The organism is Ruegeria sp. CDSC085, from assembly GCF_059610465.1.
In genome coordinates, this window is record NZ_JBXWNR010000002.1 from 142,874 (window position 1) to 159,746 (window position 16,873).

17 protein-coding genes are annotated in these 16,873 nt (G+C 57.3%); 2 read left to right on the top strand and 15 right to left on the bottom strand.

Annotated elements, in window-relative coordinates:
• Window positions 1–15 precede the first annotated feature (15 nt).
• The 5 genes from purQ to purC form a co-directional block, all read right to left on the bottom strand.
• On the bottom strand, window positions 16–684 hold the full coding sequence (purQ, locus tag AC2FJB_RS04185; protein ID WP_496673025.1) for a phosphoribosylformylglycinamidine synthase subunit PurQ: 669 nt from the start codon (window positions 682–684) through the stop codon (window positions 16–18).
• Between the two features lie 11 nt (window positions 685–695).
• Window positions 696–1,739, bottom strand: coding sequence for a zinc-dependent alcohol dehydrogenase family protein (locus tag AC2FJB_RS04190; protein WP_496717491.1), 1,044 nt, complete (start codon window positions 1,737–1,739; stop codon window positions 696–698).
• A 4-nt stretch (window positions 1,740–1,743) separates the two neighbouring features.
• On the bottom strand, window positions 1,744–1,974 hold the full coding sequence (purS, locus tag AC2FJB_RS04195) for a phosphoribosylformylglycinamidine synthase subunit PurS (RefSeq protein ID WP_117872765.1): 231 nt from the start codon (window positions 1,972–1,974) through the stop codon (window positions 1,744–1,746).
• Between the two features lie 115 nt (window positions 1,975–2,089).
• Entirely contained in the window at window positions 2,090–2,755 is a 666-nt protein-coding gene (locus AC2FJB_RS04200) for a MarC family protein (RefSeq protein ID WP_117869043.1), read from the bottom strand.
• Window positions 2,756–2,894: 139 nt separating this feature from the next.
• Window positions 2,895–3,650, bottom strand: a complete 756-nt coding sequence (gene purC, locus AC2FJB_RS04205; protein ID WP_117869044.1) for a phosphoribosylaminoimidazolesuccinocarboxamide synthase — start codon at window positions 3,648–3,650, stop codon at window positions 2,895–2,897.
• 187 nt (window positions 3,651–3,837) lie between these two features.
• Here purC and AC2FJB_RS04210 point away from each other — a divergent pair, with 187 nt between their 5' ends.
• Together AC2FJB_RS04210 and bmt are read left to right on the top strand one after the other, a co-directional pair.
• A complete protein-coding gene (locus AC2FJB_RS04210) occupies window positions 3,838–4,155 on the top strand; it encodes a DUF1476 domain-containing protein (protein WP_117869045.1) in 318 nt (105 codons plus the stop codon).
• Between the two features lie 120 nt (window positions 4,156–4,275).
• Window positions 4,276–5,289 (top strand): betaine--homocysteine S-methyltransferase, encoded by a 1,014-nt coding sequence (gene bmt / locus AC2FJB_RS04215; RefSeq protein WP_496717490.1) that lies wholly within the window; start codon window positions 4,276–4,278, stop codon window positions 5,287–5,289.
• An 11-nt stretch (window positions 5,290–5,300) separates the two neighbouring features.
• Here bmt and AC2FJB_RS04220 read toward each other — a convergent pair whose 3' ends face one another.
• The 10 genes from AC2FJB_RS04220 to AC2FJB_RS04265 form a co-directional block, all read right to left on the bottom strand.
• Window positions 5,301–6,077: an enoyl-CoA hydratase-related protein gene (locus AC2FJB_RS04220; RefSeq protein WP_117869047.1), complete on the bottom strand. Its 777-nt coding sequence runs from the start codon at window positions 6,075–6,077 to the stop codon at window positions 5,301–5,303.
• A 75-nt stretch (window positions 6,078–6,152) separates the two neighbouring features.
• Window positions 6,153–6,608: a cytochrome c-type biogenesis protein gene (locus AC2FJB_RS04225; protein ID WP_496717489.1), complete on the bottom strand. Its 456-nt coding sequence runs from the start codon at window positions 6,606–6,608 to the stop codon at window positions 6,153–6,155.
• Window positions 6,605–8,569 carry a heme lyase CcmF/NrfE family subunit gene (locus AC2FJB_RS04230; RefSeq protein WP_496717487.1) on the bottom strand — a complete coding sequence of 655 codons (1,965 nt, stop codon included), beginning with the start codon at window positions 8,567–8,569 and terminating at the stop codon, window positions 6,605–6,607. The genes AC2FJB_RS04225 and AC2FJB_RS04230 overlap by 4 nt, the downstream gene beginning before the upstream one ends.
• Before the next feature lie 75 nt (window positions 8,570–8,644).
• Complete coding sequence (locus AC2FJB_RS04235) at window positions 8,645–9,223, bottom strand: holin family protein (RefSeq protein ID WP_496717486.1); 579 nt, start codon at window positions 9,221–9,223, stop codon at window positions 8,645–8,647.
• Window positions 9,214–9,825 carry a holin-associated N-acetylmuramidase gene (locus AC2FJB_RS04240; protein ID WP_496717485.1) on the bottom strand — a complete coding sequence of 204 codons (612 nt, stop codon included), beginning with the start codon at window positions 9,823–9,825 and terminating at the stop codon, window positions 9,214–9,216. Before AC2FJB_RS04240 ends, AC2FJB_RS04235 begins: the two co-directional genes overlap by 10 nt.
• Window positions 9,826–9,943: 118 nt before the next feature.
• Window positions 9,944–10,390: a cytochrome c maturation protein CcmE gene (gene ccmE, locus AC2FJB_RS04245; protein WP_496717484.1), complete on the bottom strand. Its 447-nt coding sequence runs from the start codon at window positions 10,388–10,390 to the stop codon at window positions 9,944–9,946.
• A gap of 7 nt (window positions 10,391–10,397) precedes the next feature.
• Window positions 10,398–11,426: an N-acetyl-gamma-glutamyl-phosphate reductase gene (gene argC / locus AC2FJB_RS04250; protein WP_299896830.1), complete on the bottom strand. Its 1,029-nt coding sequence runs from the start codon at window positions 11,424–11,426 to the stop codon at window positions 10,398–10,400.
• Between the two features lie 94 nt (window positions 11,427–11,520).
• Entirely contained in the window at window positions 11,521–12,330 is an 810-nt protein-coding gene (locus AC2FJB_RS04255; RefSeq protein WP_496717482.1) for a glutamate racemase, read from the bottom strand.
• Window positions 12,331–12,338: 8 nt separating this feature from the next.
• On the bottom strand, window positions 12,339–13,217 hold the full coding sequence (locus tag AC2FJB_RS04260) for a lysophospholipid acyltransferase family protein (protein ID WP_496682087.1): 879 nt from the start codon (window positions 13,215–13,217) through the stop codon (window positions 12,339–12,341).
• 78 nt (window positions 13,218–13,295) lie between these two features.
• On the bottom strand, window positions 13,296–16,715 hold the full coding sequence (locus tag AC2FJB_RS04265) for an indolepyruvate ferredoxin oxidoreductase family protein (RefSeq protein ID WP_496717480.1): 3,420 nt from the start codon (window positions 16,713–16,715) through the stop codon (window positions 13,296–13,298).
• Between the last annotated feature and the right edge of the window lie 158 nt (window positions 16,716–16,873).

A 16,873-nucleotide genomic window follows, 5' to 3' on the forward strand; every position in this document is an offset into this window, starting at 1 on the left:
GCGCGTGACCTCAAGTCACGCCGCTTGAAACACACCTGACAATGCGCGGAACAGCGCCGCCCCGTCGGTGCCGCCATGCCCTTGGTCCGCCGCGCGTTCGGGGTGCGGCATCATACCCAGAACACGACGGTTTTCGGAAAGGATCCCCGCGATATCACCGACCGAACCGTTGGGGTTCTCGGTATAGGTGAATGCGATCCTGTCCTGATCCCTCAACGCCGCCAGCGTCGCGTCATCTGCGAAATAGTTGCCGTCGTGATGCGCGATCGGAATACCGATCACGTCGCCCGCATTGTAGCCGCCGGTAAAAACACTGTCGCTGGTTGCGACTTTCAGGCCCACGGTCTTGCAGATGTATTTCAACCCGGCATTTCGCAACAGTGCCCCTGGCAGGATACCCGTTTCCGTGAGAACCTGGAATCCGTTGCAAATCCCCAAGGCGTAACCGCCACGTTCGGTGTGATTGACCACGGCCTTGCAGATCGGAGATTTCGCGGCAATTGCACCACAGCGCAAATAGTCGCCATAGGAAAAACCACCTGGAACGCCCACGATATCAATGCCTTCCGGCAGCGCGGCATCTTTGTGCCAGACCATGTCGACCTGAAAACCGGCCTGCTCGAAAGCGACCGCGAGGTCTCGGTCACAGTTTGATCCGGGGAATACGATTACGGCTGCGCGCATGGCGGGCCCTCCTACGAGACAAAATCGGTGACGACCGCAACACCCGGAGGAGTTGAATGGTCAAAGGCGGCAAGCTCTGTGCTCACCTGGTTCAGAGATATTTTTCGCGTGACCAATGGGCTCAGGTCAACTCCGCCGCCTGCGATCAGCGACAACAAAGAGGGATAGCGCCAGCTTGGCATTCCACGCGTTCCGAAGACAGAAAGCTGACCGGAATAAAGAACATCCATCGGCAACGCCATCTGAGTGTGGTCCCCGGCAGGCATCCCGATCTGCACCATGCGCCCCATTTTGCGCAGGGATCGCATTGCTGAAACGGTCGTCACTTCAATGCCAAGCGCCTCAATCGCAACATGAGCACCGCCACCAGTGAGATCCTTCACCGCCTGCGGCGCATCGCAGGTAGCCGCATTGAACGCCGCGTCAGCGCCCAGAGCTTTGGCATAGTTCAGTTTATCATCCGTGATATCGATAACCACGACACGAGCGCCAAGCGCCTTACCCAAAAGAAGCGTGGATATCCCTACTCCGCCGCCGCCGAAGACAGCGATCCATTCACCACCCTGAACCTTTGCCCGACCGACCAGGGCCTGCCAGGCTGTCGTCACCCGACACCCCAACGCGGCCGCGGTTTCCAGCGCAATACTGTCCGGCAATGACGTCAGGTTCGCATCGGCATGCGCCACCGCTATGTATTCCGCAAAAGCGCCGTCACAGGTGAACCCCGGTACAACCTGATCGGGGCAGATCGTCTGATGACCCTGCGCGCAATCCGGACACCGGCCGCAAGCCAGAATGAAAGGTGCGATCACCCGATCCCCGACACGCCACCGGGTGACGCGCGCGCCGACTGAGACCACCTCTCCGCAATATTCATGCCCGGGAGTGATGGGCAAGACGACGTCCGGATCCGAACCAGACCACGCGTGCCAGTCTGACCGGCACACGCCGCAGGCCAGCACCCGCACGATCACGCCGTCTTCCGCAGGTGCGGGATCCGGGATCGTCGTTACCTCAAGCGGCTGACGGGAGGTGATCAGACGCGCGGCCCGCATTCAATCAGACCAGTTCGATCTCGTAGCGTTCGATAACCGTGTTGGCCAACAGCTTTTCGCACATCTCGGTCACATCCGCTTCGGTCGCGCCGTCGGCCAGTTCAAGGTCGATGACCTTGCCCTGACGCACACCTTCGACCTGATCAAAGCCCATTGCACCCAATGCGTGCCGAACTGCTTCGCCCTGCGGGTCCAGCACCCCGTTCTTGAGCATCACATGAACCCGTGCTTTCATTTTGGCAACTCCACCTGCGGGCCGCAATCTGCGGCCCATTTCGTTGCGCGGGGGATAGCGCGCCAAATGGCATTCGACAACCCTGTTTGCAAAGCAGTTTGCCGCAGCAATCCAACTATCCGCTTTCTTTGACCAATCCCGGATAATGCGCATCAATTGCATGGAACGTGCCCGTTAGAACCATCTCGACCGCGACGGCGACCAGCAGGATTGCCATGATCCGGGTCAGGACATTGATCATTGTCTCACCCAACAGGCGCGAGATCTGATCTGCGAACAACAAACCCAGCCCCACGATCGCGCAGGCAATCAGGATCGCCGAACCCAGCGTCAAGATTTCGGCGCCGTTAGAGAGTTGGTGCGAAAAAACAATAGTAATGGCAATCGTGCCCGGCCCGATGGTAAGAGGAATGGCCAGCGGTACGACGGCGAAATTCAATTTGCGCTCATGCCCGTCGTCCATCGCAGCCTGATCGCCCGGCGGCCTGTCCTCGGCCTTCAACATCGACATCCCGATTCCGAAAATGATGATCCCGCCAGCAATCCGAAAAGACGGCACATCAATACCGAACACCCCGAGCACTTCTTCCCCGATCACAACCGCGGTCAGCGCAATGACAGTAACCGAAATCGTAACAACGACCGCAACATGCCGCCGTTCGGCCGCAGTACAGTTCTTGGTCATGCTCAGAAAGATCGGGATATTGTACAGCGGATTGAAGATTGCAAGCACGGCTGCCAGAAACTTCAGAAACACCGTCTGATCAAACAGTTCAGCCATTTGACACCCATCCTGAACCTTTTGTGACTGCACGGGGCAAACATGCTCAGGAAACGGGAGGCTGTCAAATTCAACCGCCAACGAAAAAGCGCCGCAAACACTGCCGCGGCGCTTTGGCGAGGTTCCGATCCAACCCTGCTTAGTTGATCAGCGTCGGTTTGGTGACATTGTTGCTGGGCAGGACGCCCAGTCGGCGTGCAACTTCGGAATAGGCGTCGGTCAAACTGCCCAAATCGCGGCGGAAGACGTCCTTGTCCAGTTTCTGACCGGTTTCGATATCCCACAGGCGGCAGCTGTCGGGGCTGATTTCATCAGCAACGATCAGGCGCTGATAGTCGCCTTCGAACACGCGTCCGATCTCGATCTTGAAGTCCACCAGACGGATGCCCACCGCCAGCATCACACCGCTCATGAAGTCGTTCACCCGCAGGGCGAGGCTGAGGATATCGTCCATGTCCTGCTGGCTGGCCCAGCCAAAAGCGGCAATGTGTTCTTCGGTGACAAGCGGGTCACCCAGCGAGTCGTCCTTGTAGCAATACTCGACGATCGGTCGGGGCAGTTGGGTGCCTTCTGCGATACCCAGACGCTTGGACATCGATCCGGCGGCATAGTTGCGCACGATCACTTCCAGCGGAACGATTTCGCAGTTGCGAACCAACTGCTCACGCATGTTCAGGCGGCGAATGAAGTGGTTCGGGATGCCGATCTGGGTCAGGCCGGTCATGAAGAACTCGGACAGGCGATTGTTGAGCACCCCCTTACCGTCGATCACGTCCTTCTTTTCCGCGTTGAAGGCAGTAGCGTCATCTTTGAAATACTGAACGATCGTGCCCGGTTCAGGGCCTTCGTACAGAATCTTGGCCTTGCCTTCGTAGATTTTCTTGCGACGCGCCATAAGCGACCTTTCCACTCTGCACAGAGGGATTGAGTCCCCTCACGTTGGCGTCCTCATAGTCCAAGCACCCATTTCCCGCAAGTTCATGTACCCGAGAGGCTTTGACGCAGCGCAAATCCCTTGCGTATGGGACGTCGTATAGTCATATCATCAGGAAACAAGATGTAACCCAAGAGGTCCTTACCCTATGACCACGTTCGACGAACGCGAAAACGCCTTTGAAGCCAAGTTTGCCCATGATGAAGAGATGCAGTTCAAGGCGCAGGCCCGCTGCAACAAACTTCTGGGTCTGTGGGCCGCAGAAAAGCTTGGTAAAACTGGTGCAGATGCAGAGGAATATGCAAGGACGGTTGTAATTTCAGACTTTGAGGAAGCCGGACACGAAGATGTCGTACGCAAGGTTTCGGGCGATCTCGGAAACCTGTCCTCGGACGACGAAATCCGCGCAAAAATGGCCGATCTTCTGCCGGAAGCCAAGGCGCAGGTCCTGAGCGAGAAAGGCTGAGCCTCAGGTGCCTGACTCATGATCTTCATGAGTTTTATGAATTTGATTTGACGCCTTGGTCATGAGACACGGGGCGTCTCTTTTTTAACGGCGTTTTGCGCCTTTTTCTGGAACAACCCTATGACAAACGCGCTGAGCAAGCTTCTGGAAACCAATGACGCCATTCTGGCCGATGGTGCAACAGGGACGAACCTGTTCAACATGGGCCTGCAGTCTGGTGACGCTCCTGAACTTTGGAACGTGGATGCTCCGGACAAGATCCGGGCGCTGTATCAGGGTTCGGTTGATGCAGGCAGCGACCTGTTCCTGACCAACACATTCGGCGGCACATCGGCACGGCTGAAACTGCACGACGCGCAAAATCGCGTGGGAGAGTTGAACCGCATCGGCGCAGAGCTGGGACGTGAAGTCGCCGACAAAGTCGGACGACCTGTCATTGTTGCAGGATCGGTCGGCCCAACCGGAGAAATCATGGAACCGGTCGGCAGCCTGTCGCACGCCGAAGCAGTGGAAATGTTCCACGAACAGGCCGAAGCGCTGAAAGAAGGTGGCGTGGATGTTCTGTGGGTGGAAACCATCAGCGCACCCGAAGAGTTCCGCGCCGCTGCCGAAGCCTTTGCCCTGACCGACATGCCCTGGTGCGGCACGATGAGCTTTGACACGGCCGGTCGCACGATGATGGGTGTGACATCAGCCGATCTGGCCCAACTGGTCGAAACCTTGCCGAATCCGCCTATCGCATTTGGCGCCAATTGCGGCACTGGCGCATCTGACATTCTGCGCACCGTTCTGGGTTTTGCCGCGCAAGGGACTGAGCGCCCACTGATCTCGAAGGGCAACGCAGGCATTCCGAAATACGTGGATGGTCACATCCACTATGACGGCACGCCCGAGCTGATGGGGCAGTATGCCGCCATGGCGCGGGATGCCGGCGCGACGATCATTGGCGGGTGCTGCGGAACCATGCCCGATCACCTGCGCAAGATGCGTGAGGCGTTGGACACCATGCCTCGTGGCGAACGCCCGACTCTCGATCAGATTGCTGATGCTCTGGGTCCGTTCACATCCGCCTCGGACGGGACGGATGACGATGCGGCACCGGAACGCCGCACACGCCGCCGCCGCCGCGCATGATACCAGCCTGATCAGCGCCCTTCGAATTTCGGAGGGCGTTTTTCCATGAAGGCCACCACGCCTTCGGCGAAATCTCTGGAGCGGCCACATTTGCCTTGCAGGTGCGCCTCGGTCTCAAGCTGCTGTTGCAGGGTGTTTTCATAGGTTCCGCGAATGGCCCGCTTGATCGCGTCATAGGCCGCCGTGGGACCTTTCGCCAGATACTCTGCCCTTTTGCGCCAATGGTCGACAAATACGTCATCCGGCACGGCTTCCCAGATCATGCCCCATTCATCCGCCTGCTTTGCAGTGATCTTGTCTGCAAACAAGGCCGCGCCCATTGCTTTGGCCAGCCCCATCTGGCGAGGCATGAACCATGTTCCCCCAGCATCAGGAAGCAGGCCGATACGTGCAAATGCCTGCAGGAAATAGGCGCTTTCCGTCGCAATTACCACGTCGGCACAGAGGGCGAGGTTCGCGCCTGCCCCGGCTGCCGGTCCGTTAACCGCGGCAATCGTGGGCACCGGGCAATTGTGGATCGTGTCCAACATCGGTTCATATTCATCGCGCAACGACCGTTCCAGATCGATCTTGCCGGTTGACGACGCATCACCCAGGTCCTGCCCCGAACAAAACGCAGGACCAGCACCGGTGATAACTATACAGCGGGCCTTGACCGCTGCATCTTTCATGGCGTGAGTAATCTCTGCCCGCATTTGAGTGGTCAGTGCGTTCATCTTGTCCGGCCTGTTCAGTGTCAGAACTGCCAGACTGTCTGTAATATCCAAAGCAACCGTTTCGTAATTCATGAAAACCCTCCCGTCGCGCCACGTGTTTTTGCACACTTACTGGCCCTGACGGAACGGGAAAAGCAGAACCACGCGTCAGTCTTCAAGAATTTGACGCAGACGTTCTTTTTCGTCGTCGCTCAACGCCGCGGAGTCAACCGAAGCATGAGCCTTGGCCCGGGCTCGGAGAAAGTTCAGCCCAACCGCGGCGGCGATCAACAGCATGATGGGCCCTGCCAACCACAAAAGCAGGTTCGAGCCGCTGGTGGTCGGCTTCAGAAGGACGTATTCGCCAAACCGATCTACGATAAACGCGATGGCCTGTTCGTCCGTATCCCCTGCGACCAACCGTTCCCGCAGCAGCAGACGCAGGTCTCGGGCCAGATCTGCGTTGCTTTCGTCAATGCTTTCATTGCGACACACAAGGCAACGCAATCCGGCGCTGAGATCGCGTGCCCGTTGTTCCAGAACAGGATCATCCAGTACTTCGTCAGGCTGAACCGCAAAGACAGGTGATGCGAGTATCATCAGAATCAGAACAAGGCGTTTCATTCTGCAGGTACTCCGCCAACCGGGGTTTTTCTGGCACCTGCGGCCACGCGGAACCGCCTGTCACACAGGCTCAGGACACCGCCGAGCGCCATCAGGATACATCCACCCCAGATCCAGTTTGCCAGCGGCTTGATATAGGTTCGCATGACCCAGCCGCCATCTGCCTGTTGATCGCCGATCACGACATAGAGATCCCCAAGGAAACGATAATCGATGGCGGCTTCTGTCGTGGGCATTCGCGCAACGGGGTAATCCCGTTTTTCGGGATGCAATGTCCCGATCGGGCGGCCATTCTTTTCAATCAGAACATCCGCCGTGGTCGAGAAATAGTTCGGCCCCTCAACCCGACGGACGTCTTGCAGCGTCAGTGTGAACTGCCCGACTTCGAAAGGTTGTTTGAGCTGAGCGACGCGAATATCCTCGTCCTCCCACGCCGTCAGGCCGGCAATGGCAAAGATAGTGACCCCCAGTCCGGTATGAGCGACGGCTTTGCCCCAATCCGCGCCCGGCAGACGGAACAAGCGTTTCAGACTGCCGTTGCGACCTGTACGGCTCCACAAATCAACTGTGGCGCCAAACGTAATCCACGCCCCAAGGAACAGACCCACTGGCCCCAAAGCGCTGCGCCCGGTCTGCATCGCCCAAACCAACAGGGAAATCGCCAGAGCCAGACCAAAGGCATAACGCAGGGACCAAGCTGTCTTTCCAATCCGCCCGCGTTTCCACGGCAGCATCGATCCAATCGGCAGAATTAATCCCAGCAGCACCATGAACGGTGAAAAAGCAGCATTGAAAAACGGAGCCCCGACCGAGAGTTTTCGATCAAATATCATCTCGGCCAACATCGGCCACATGGTGCCGACAAAAACCACGAAACAACTGACCGCCAACAACACGTTGTTCACGATCAGCGCGCTTTCACGGCTGACCATGCCGAAGACGCCCTTGGCCTCCATCGCCTGCGCCCGTGCTGCAAACAAGGTCAGCGCGCCACCGATAAAGATCACCAGAATGATCAGAATAAAGACACCACGCTCGGGATCATTGGCAAAGGCGTGAACCGACGTCAGCAGCCCTGAACGAACGATGAATGTCCCGATCAACGAAAACCCGAATGCAATGATCGCCAGCAGGATGGTCCAGCTTTTCAGCGCCTCGCGCTTTTCCACAACGATTGCGGAATGCAGCAGCGCCGCCGCCAGAAGCCACGGCATGAACGAAGCGTTCTCAACCGGGTCCCAGAACCAGAAACCGCCCCAGCCCAGCTCATAATAGGCCCACCAGGACCCCAGCGCGATACCTATGGTCAGAAAGACCCAAGCAGCCAGCGTCCATGGGCGAACCCATCGCCCCCAGGCCGCATCGATACGCCCTTCGATCAGTGCCGCGATGGCAAAGCTAAAAGCCATGCTCAGACCCACATAGCCGAGATACAGAAACGGCGGGTGGAAAGCCAAACCGGGATCCTGCAGGAGAGGGTTCAGATCGCGACCGTCGAATGGTGCTATTGCCAGCCGGTCAAACGGGTTCGAAGTTAACAGAATGAATGCGAAAAACGCGACTGCGATGGATGATTGTACCGCCAGCACCCGCGCCTTCAGGCTTGGTGGCAACCCGCCCCCGAAGAAAGCTGCCATCGCTCCGAACAGAGTGACAATCAGCACCCACAGCAGCATCGACCCCTCGTGGTTCCCCCACGTCCCGCTGATCTTGTAAAGCATAGGCTTTGCTGAATGACTGTTTTCGACCACGATCCGCAGCGAAAAATCCGACATTATGAAAGCCCAGATCAGCGCACCGAAGGAAAACGCAGTTAGCAGGAACTGGACGATGGCAGCAGGCTCTGCAAACGCCATCCAGCCGGTCCAGTTTTTTGAAGCGCCGATTAAAGGCACCACGCTTTGCACGATGGCAACGAAAAAGGCGAGGATAAGGGCGAAGTGGCCGAGCTCTGTAATCATGTCCCGGAATATACTCCGAGGCCGAACCGGGGGCCATTAACTTTCGCATGATCCGGGGGCACATAGTGTCGCGGGTCAGCGCCCCCGAAGCCTGCGCCAATCGTTCAGTGCAGGGTTCGCGTCGGGATGTGAGGCGGTCTGTATCAGGTTGGCATCGGGGCCAGGGTCGGCGACGCCCGGACTGTCGCTGCGCATGGCCTGTACCGTTTCTATGTTCCCCATGACAGTCGGCAAGCGCTGCATCGCTGCACCTATATCCCGCTGAAAATCCTGTATTTTGCTCTGATGGCGCGCACCGAAATAGAAAGACACAATCACGCCCAGCAACCACCAAAGAGGTTCCGGCACCAGTGCAATGCCCTGCATACGTTCGGCAAACCACAGTGGATCCACCATTGCGGCAACGAACAATCCCAGCGTTCCAAGCGCCAAAGCCGGGCGCGGCAACCGGTTGACACCATCCATGACACGGTCGAACAGGCCTTTCTCAGCAACCTGAAACTCTCCGCCAAACTGCATCATGGCCTGGCTTTGCAACTCTGTTGTTCTCTGAGCACGAGACTCAGCGTTTTCCCGGTATATTTCAACCGTTTCACGCACAGCGTTGCGACCGCCCCCGAACAACAGCGCCAATACTCCCGAAATCAGATCCATGCCGAAACCCTTTCGTTGAATTCACTTTCTGACAAACGATAGCGCGGCGACAGAAACTCTTCGGCCCTTTTGATCCAGCCTCCTTTGCCCCCGGACCGGGTGCGCGCGTATTTTCTGGATGCCGGGCGTTTGTCGGCGAGCCGAAAGTAGTAGTTCCGCCGCGCCACGCCGTACGCATCGCGCAGCGCAATGGGATCAGGCTGTGCCGCCTCTTCGCACGCCTGCGCCGTTTGCACGCCGATCACGCCATCTGCCGCAACTTCAAACCCCATTTCGCGCAATAGCCGTTGCAGAATTTTCACCGCCTGTGCACCCGCATTCACATACATATCGAAGACAGAAGCATGCAGAACCTCTGGCAGCAGCGCGATACGCGGTTTTTCAAAGTAGTGCTGAACAAAGATATCGACTGCCTCGCGCTGAGTAAGCGCCCGAACGTCCATTTCGTCAACCAGCCCATCTCCGGTCAGATCCAATCCAAGCCTGCGCATAGTATGGATCGTGACACCAAACTTGGTTGTCCCGCCCGGATCGTCCGGGTCGCTTACGAACCCGCCTTCCCGATGCACAATTTCCTTGGCAATCTGCCGAACCGTTTGCATGGCGCCCTCATTTCGTTGAATGGCGCTGACGATCCTGAAAAAGGATTAACAAGCTTAAATGATTAAGGGCGCTGCCCGCATCCCGCGCGCAACGCCCTCAATACGAAATCCGGTTGGATCAGCTGTCTTCGGCCTCTTTGTATACACCCTGTTCCTTTAACGCGTCCACGACTTCCTTCGGCATGTAGGTCTCGTCATGTTTTGCAAGAATTTCAGTGGCTTCAAACACGCCGTTCACGTAGCTTCCGGTGCCCACCATACCCTGATTTTCAGAGAACAGGTCAGGCAGGACGCCGGTAAAAGAAACCTTGACGCTTTCGCCGCCATCGGTAACGACAAAACGCACGGTTTCACCCTGCCCACGGATGATCGAACCTTCTTCGACAAGGCCGCCAATCCGAAAGACCTCGGTCGGTTTGGGTGGTTCGGCAATCACCTGGCTTGGCGAGCGGAAAAAGTTGATCCCATCGCGCATGGCATACCCAATCAACGCCGTCGACGCCACCAAGGCAACGGCAGCTACCAGAATGACTTGTACTCGGCGACGTTTCTTGAGCGTTTTCATACCATCCTCACGGGAATAACGGAGCCATCATCAGGCCTTGGGTTTCAATCTCACCTAACATCAGGTTGGCGTTCTGCAAGGCTTGGCCGCTGCTACCTTTTGTCAGGTTATCCAGCGCCGCGATCACGATCGCGCGCCGTTCAATCCGATCTGCCACAACACCGACATGACAGAAGTTGGACCCGCGCACATGGTGGGTCGACGGTGTCTCGCCCATTGGCAGCATCTGAATGAAAGGCTCGTCCGCGTACGCCTTTGCAAGCGTTTCATAGATGCTCAGCGGGTCGCCTTTTACGTATGTCGTGGCCAGAATGCCCCTGTTTGCAGGGATAAGGTGCGGTGTGAACTGCACATGAACCGTACGCCCGGCCAGTTTGGAAAACTCCTGATCGAATTCGCCCAGATGCCTGTGGGTCCCGCCGACGGCATAGGCATTGGCGCCCTCGCTCAGTTCAGCGTGCAGCAGGTTTTCTTTCAGCGACCGCCCTGCCCCGGAAACAGCGCATTTCAGATCCAGCACGATATCGTCCAGATCAATCACTCCGGCAGAAATCAGCGGCCGAAGAACGTATTGCCCGGTTGCCGCATTGCACCCCGTGCCCGCCACCAGTCGCGCGTCCCGGATTTCGTCGCGATAGAACTCGGTCAGGCCATAAACGGCCTCTTCCTGCTGCTCGAGCGCGGTATGCGGGTTTCCGTACCACTTTTCATATTCGTCCGGGTCAGTCAGCCGGAAGTCAGCAGACAGGTCAATGATCTTCAGATCCTTGGGCAGCGCACTGATCACTTCTTGACTGGTCTTGTGCGGAAGGGCACAAAAACACAGATCGATCCGGGAAAAATCGATCTCGGAAATCTTGCACAGATCCGGCAGGTCCATGTGGCGCAGATGGGGGAAAACCTGCGCCATTGTCATTCCCGCCTTCCGTTCAGCGGCCAGCGCAACGATATCCATGTTCGGGTGTTCGGCGATCAGCCGCACCAGTTCCGCGCCGGTATAGCCCGAGGCGCCTAGAATAGCGATTTTATGGGTCATGTCAGACCTCTTCTCAACGTGTGTCACATGTTACGACCGCCGATGCGACGGCCTTGAAATAAAGAAAGCAGAACGGCCGCGTCCTTGACCTAAGTCAGGCGGCCTCGAATGTGATTTGTCGTCGGAGGAACTGGGTCGCCCGATCGCTCACCACATTGGGTTTCCCCGTTGTCAGGAATCCTCCCGGGCCGTTACCCAACATGTTGGGGTGGCGATGCAGGTAATCCGCAAGGCTTTCAGCAACCAGCGCTCCCTGGCTGTAGACCTGTACGTCAGGTCCCAATGCCGCTTGAAATGCTTCGGCCATCAGCGGGTAATGCGTACAGCCCAGAATGGCTGCCTGCGGTTCGGGCATCTTGCGTTTGAGAGCATCCACATGGCTGCGCACCAGCGCCTCGGCCAGGATCATGTCACCGTCTTCAATGGCATCCACAACGCCACCACATGCCTGCGCCTCGACATCAACGCCAATTGCCCGGAACGCCAGCTCGCGCTGAAAGGCCCGGCTGGATACAGTCGCGGGCGTAGCGAACAAGGCGACATGCTTGACCGCCACTTCGCGTGGTGGGGAATTGTCGCCCCACTGCCGTTCGGTCAGGGCTTCGATCAATGGAACAAAGACACCGAGAACCCTTTTGCCGTCGGGCACGCCTTCTTCCTGCATCCGACGCAGAGCCGCCGCACTGGCGGTGTTGCAAGCCAGAATCACCAGATTGCAGCCGCGATCCCAAAGGTCCTGCACGGCCTTTCGGGTCAGCTGATAGATGTCCTCGGCATCGCGCACACCGTACGGGGCATGCGCGCTGTCCGCGTAATACAGGAAATCAACGTCAGGCAGACGTGTCTGCGCGGCGCTCAGGACGGTAAGACCGCCCAATCCGGAATCAAAGATACCTACTGCCATTAGCCCCTTCAGGCGCGATGCCGTTCCTCAAACTCGTAGCCATAGTCATACGACTTCAGCGGTGTCGGAGACAGCTCATACGTCGCTTTGCGCAGGAAATCCATCATCTTGCGCGTATCCTTGCCCAGCGGGTCCAGAATGTCGCGTCCGATCGGCGCGCCAATCACCACATTGACCGGGGTATCGACACGTTTTTTGAATTCCTTGATCAGCAGTCCCATGCGCAGTGTGTTATGCATATGGCTTGCGATCTGAAACAGACGTGAGGTGTGCCCGTCGAAGAAAACCGGAACTACAGTGGCGTTGGATTTGGCTACCATACGGGCCGTAAAACCGCGCCAACCCGGATCCATGGGATACGCGAACGGATTAACGCCAGTGCTGACCGTACCACCAGGGAAAATCCCGATCGCGCCACCATCCCCAAGGTAGTTCAACGCGGTTTTTCGCGTATCCAGGTTCAGCTTCAACGCTTCTTTCGTATCATCAAACGAAACTGGTAAAACGATACGGTTCAGGTCTTCGGCCTTGCGGAAAACGCGATTTGCAAGAATTCGGAAATCACCACGGGTCTGAGATAAAATGTGACCCATCATCAGGCCATCCAGAATTCCATACGGATGGTTTGCAATCAGGATAAGGGGACCCTCTTTGGGGATATTCGCCAGTGCGCCACCAACGACATCCAAGGTCAATCCATAGCGATCGACCATAACCGACCAGAAATCGCGACCCTTTGCGACCTCTTTCTCGTACCCGTCCGCCCGTTTTATCAGACGCAACCGGCCCGTGGTGTTTTCCATCAGCCTGATAACCAACCGCCCCCCCCTGGTTTCGGCGGAATGGGCATACGAGATGTCACGAACGACATGACGGCGAGAAGACATGTAGGGCTCCGTTTTGCTGCACGCAAAATAAATGCAAGCAGCAGTTTTGACCAGCTATCGTGACACCCTAGTGACGATTTACTCCGCTGCGGCCTGCAATTCTGGCCCACCGCTGCGGATGGATGCCAGCAGCTCCTCTCTCCGCTTGGCAGCTTTGGCCTCTTTTTCCCGCAGTACCGGCCCAAATCCGCGGATATCCAACGGTAAGCGGGCCAAAGCGGAAATCGCATCACGCGTCTCCTGCGACACCAGGGGCAAAACTTCGCGCATGTCCTTTTCATACTGGCGGATCAGGGCGCGTTCCATCTTGCGTTCGGATGAATACCCGAAAATGTCCAGAGGCGTCCCGCGCAACGCTTTCAGTTTGGTCAACAGTTTCAACGCAGTCATGATGGATTCGCTGAACGCACGCTTTTTTGGCCTGCCGTTGCTGCCCGATCCTCCGAATATCGGCGGAGCCAGATGGAAGGTCATCTTGAAGTCACCATCAAACTCTGCCGCCGCCTTTTCCCGACTGGTCAGCAGAAGGCGCGCAACTTCGTACTCGTCCTTGTACGACAACAGCTTGTGATAGCCATTTGCCACCGCTTCGCGTACATCCGCGTCCTCTACACTGTCCACCAGCTTGCGGTACCGCTTGGCCAGCCGTGCACCTTGATAGTCCGTCAGGTGCTGGGCACGGAACGCAATGATCTGGTCCAGTGACTTGGGCATTTCAGCCAGGGTTGGGGAAAGGATGGATTGTACTTCTTCTGGATGCAGAACCGCCCAACGGCCGACATCAAACGCGCGCTTGTTGCGTTCGACTGCTGCGCCGTTCAACTCAATGGCCTCAAATATCGCCTGATGGCTGACCGGCAACAGTCCGCGCTGCCAGGTCGCGCCGAAGATCATCATGTTGGAATAGATTGAATCCCCCATCACTGCGCGCGCCAGTTCGGTCGCATCAAACAGCGAGACATCTTCTTTCAACCGCGCTTGCAGGGCCAGTTCCAGCTGATCCGTCGGAATGCTGAACTCGGTATCACGCGTGAAGTCGCCAGTCACCGTTTCATGGCTGTTCACGACGGCACCCGTACGTCCGGTACGCGTCAGGCCCAACGTTTTTGCGCCGGCCGAGACCACCAGATCACCGCCGATCAGCGCATGGGCTTCGCCAGTGGCGACACGTATCGCGCTGATGTCCTGGGGGCGGTTGGCCAATCTGCAGTGGATGTGAACTGCGCCGCCTTTCTGCGCCAGGCCCGCCATTTCCATCATGCCCGCGCCTTTTCCGTCAATCTGCGCCGCCTGCGCCAGGATGGCGCCAATGGTGACGACACCCGTACCGCCAACACCGGTAATCACGACGTTGTGCGTGCCGGTGATCTTCGGCAGATCCGGTGTTGGCAGATCCGGCAGATCAATTTCGGTCGTCGCCTCCTTGCGAATTTTCGCGCCCTCAAGCGTCACAAAAGACGGGCAGAAACCGTTCAAGCATGAAAAATCCTTGTTGCAGCTTGATTGGTCAATGGCGCGCTTGCGACCCAGTTCAGTTTGCTTGGGAACGATCGAAACGCAGTTTGACTGTACGCCGCAATCACCACAGCCTTCGCATACATCGGTGTTGATGAACACCCGCTTGTCGGGATCGGGGAATGTACCGCGCTTGCGGCGGCGGCGCTTTTCGGCGGCGCAGGTTTGAACATAAACGATGACCGAAACACCCTCGATCTCGCGAAACTTCTCCTGCACCTGCATGAGGTCGGCTCGCTCGAATGTCTGAACGCTGGCGGGCAAAGCCTTGAAGTTGACGTCTTCCTTTTCGTCATAAACCAGAGCCACCTCTCGAACACCCATTGCCTTGACCTCGGCAACAATCCGTTCGGCAGTCAGGTCACCTTCATTGTCCTGCCCGCCGGTCATGGCGACCGCGTCGTTGAACAGTATCTTGAAGGTGATGTTGGTACCTGCGGACAACGCCGCCCGGATCGCCTGAACGCCCGAATGGTTGTACGTGCCATCGCCAAGGTTCTGGAACACATGCTTGGTTGTCGAAAACGGTGCCTCGCCGATCCAGTTCGCGCCTTCCCCACCCATTTGCGTGAATCCGGTCGTCTCGCGATCCATCCATTGTACCATGTAGTGACAGCCGATGCCGGCATAGGCGCGGCTGCCATCAGGCACCTTGGTCGAACTGTTGTGTGGACAGCCGGAACAGAAATACGGAAGCCGTGTCGCAATTTCCTGCGCGTTGTCAGCCCGGCGCGCTTCTGACAAAGACGCCAGCCCGGCCCGGATACCATCAGTCTCTCGCCCCTCTTCAATCAGGATTTCGCCCAGCTTTTCAGCGATCATGATCGGGTCAAGCGCACCCCGCGTCGGGAACAGTTCTTCCCGGTGCAACGTCCCGGCACCGCCTTTGTACCAGCCATAGACCCGGCGTCCGCGCCGGTCGTCAAAGATGGCCTCCTTGACCTGAACCTCAATCAGCTTGCGCTTTTCTTCGACGATCACGATCAGGTCCAGCCCCTCGGCCCAATCGTGGAAACCGGCCATATCCAGCGGGAAAGTCTGCCCCACCTTGTAGGTGGTAATGCCCAGACGCTCGGCCTCGGCTTCGTCAATATTCAGAAGCGAAAGTGCATGTGTCAGGTCCAGCCAGTTCTTGCCTGCCGCGACAAAGCCTATCTTGGCGCCGGGTTTACCCCACATCCGCCTGTCCAGCTTGTTGGCGTGTGAAAACGTCTCGGCCGCGAACCTCTTGTAGTCGATAACGCGCGTTTCCTGCAGATGCGGCGTGTCCCCCAATCGAATGTTCAATCCGCCATCCGGCATATCGAATTCAGGGATGACCACCTGCATTCGGTCCGGACTGCCATCCACGACCGAGGTGACTTCGATCGTGTCCTTCATCGTCTTCAGGCCGACCCAGACACCAGCGAAACGGCTGAGTGCAAATCCATAAATTCCATAGTCGAGGATTTCCTGAACGCCAGCAGGGCTGACGATAGGCATATACATGTCGACCAGCGACCATTCGGACTGATGCAGCACCGTCGAGCTTTCGCCGGTATGGTCATCACCCATCGCCATGAGCACACCGCCATGTTTGGCGGTACCCGCCATGTTTGCGTGGCGCATGACGTCACCGGATCGGTCAACGCCCGGACCCTTGCCATACCAAAGCCCAAATACCCCATCGAACTTGCTGTCGCCGCGCAGACCCGCCTGCTGGCTGCCCCAAAGTGCGGTGGCTGCCAGATCTTCGTTCAAACCGAACTGAAACGTGACATCGCTTTCGGCCAACGGCTTCTGGGCCCGCATCATTTGCTGATCTACGGCCCCCAAAGGAGACCCGCGGTATCCAGTGACCAATCCCGCGGTGTTAAAACCCGCTTGCCGGTCTCTGGCCTTTTGCATCAGCATCAAGCGCACAAGCGCCTGTGTTCCGTTCAGAAGAACGGGGTTTTTCTCAAGATCGAACCGGTCGTTCAGCGTTATCTGTGGCTGGCTCATCAGACGTCTCCCCTCGTCAGATCAGTGTGCTTTACTTAGGTTCATTTTAGGTCATAATTTCTGACCTGTATAGAATTTATCCACTGATATGTAACGATTTCGTCCTTTGAATGTAGAACTTGTTACCTATTTCATATAGGGCTTCTGAAAGATAACGA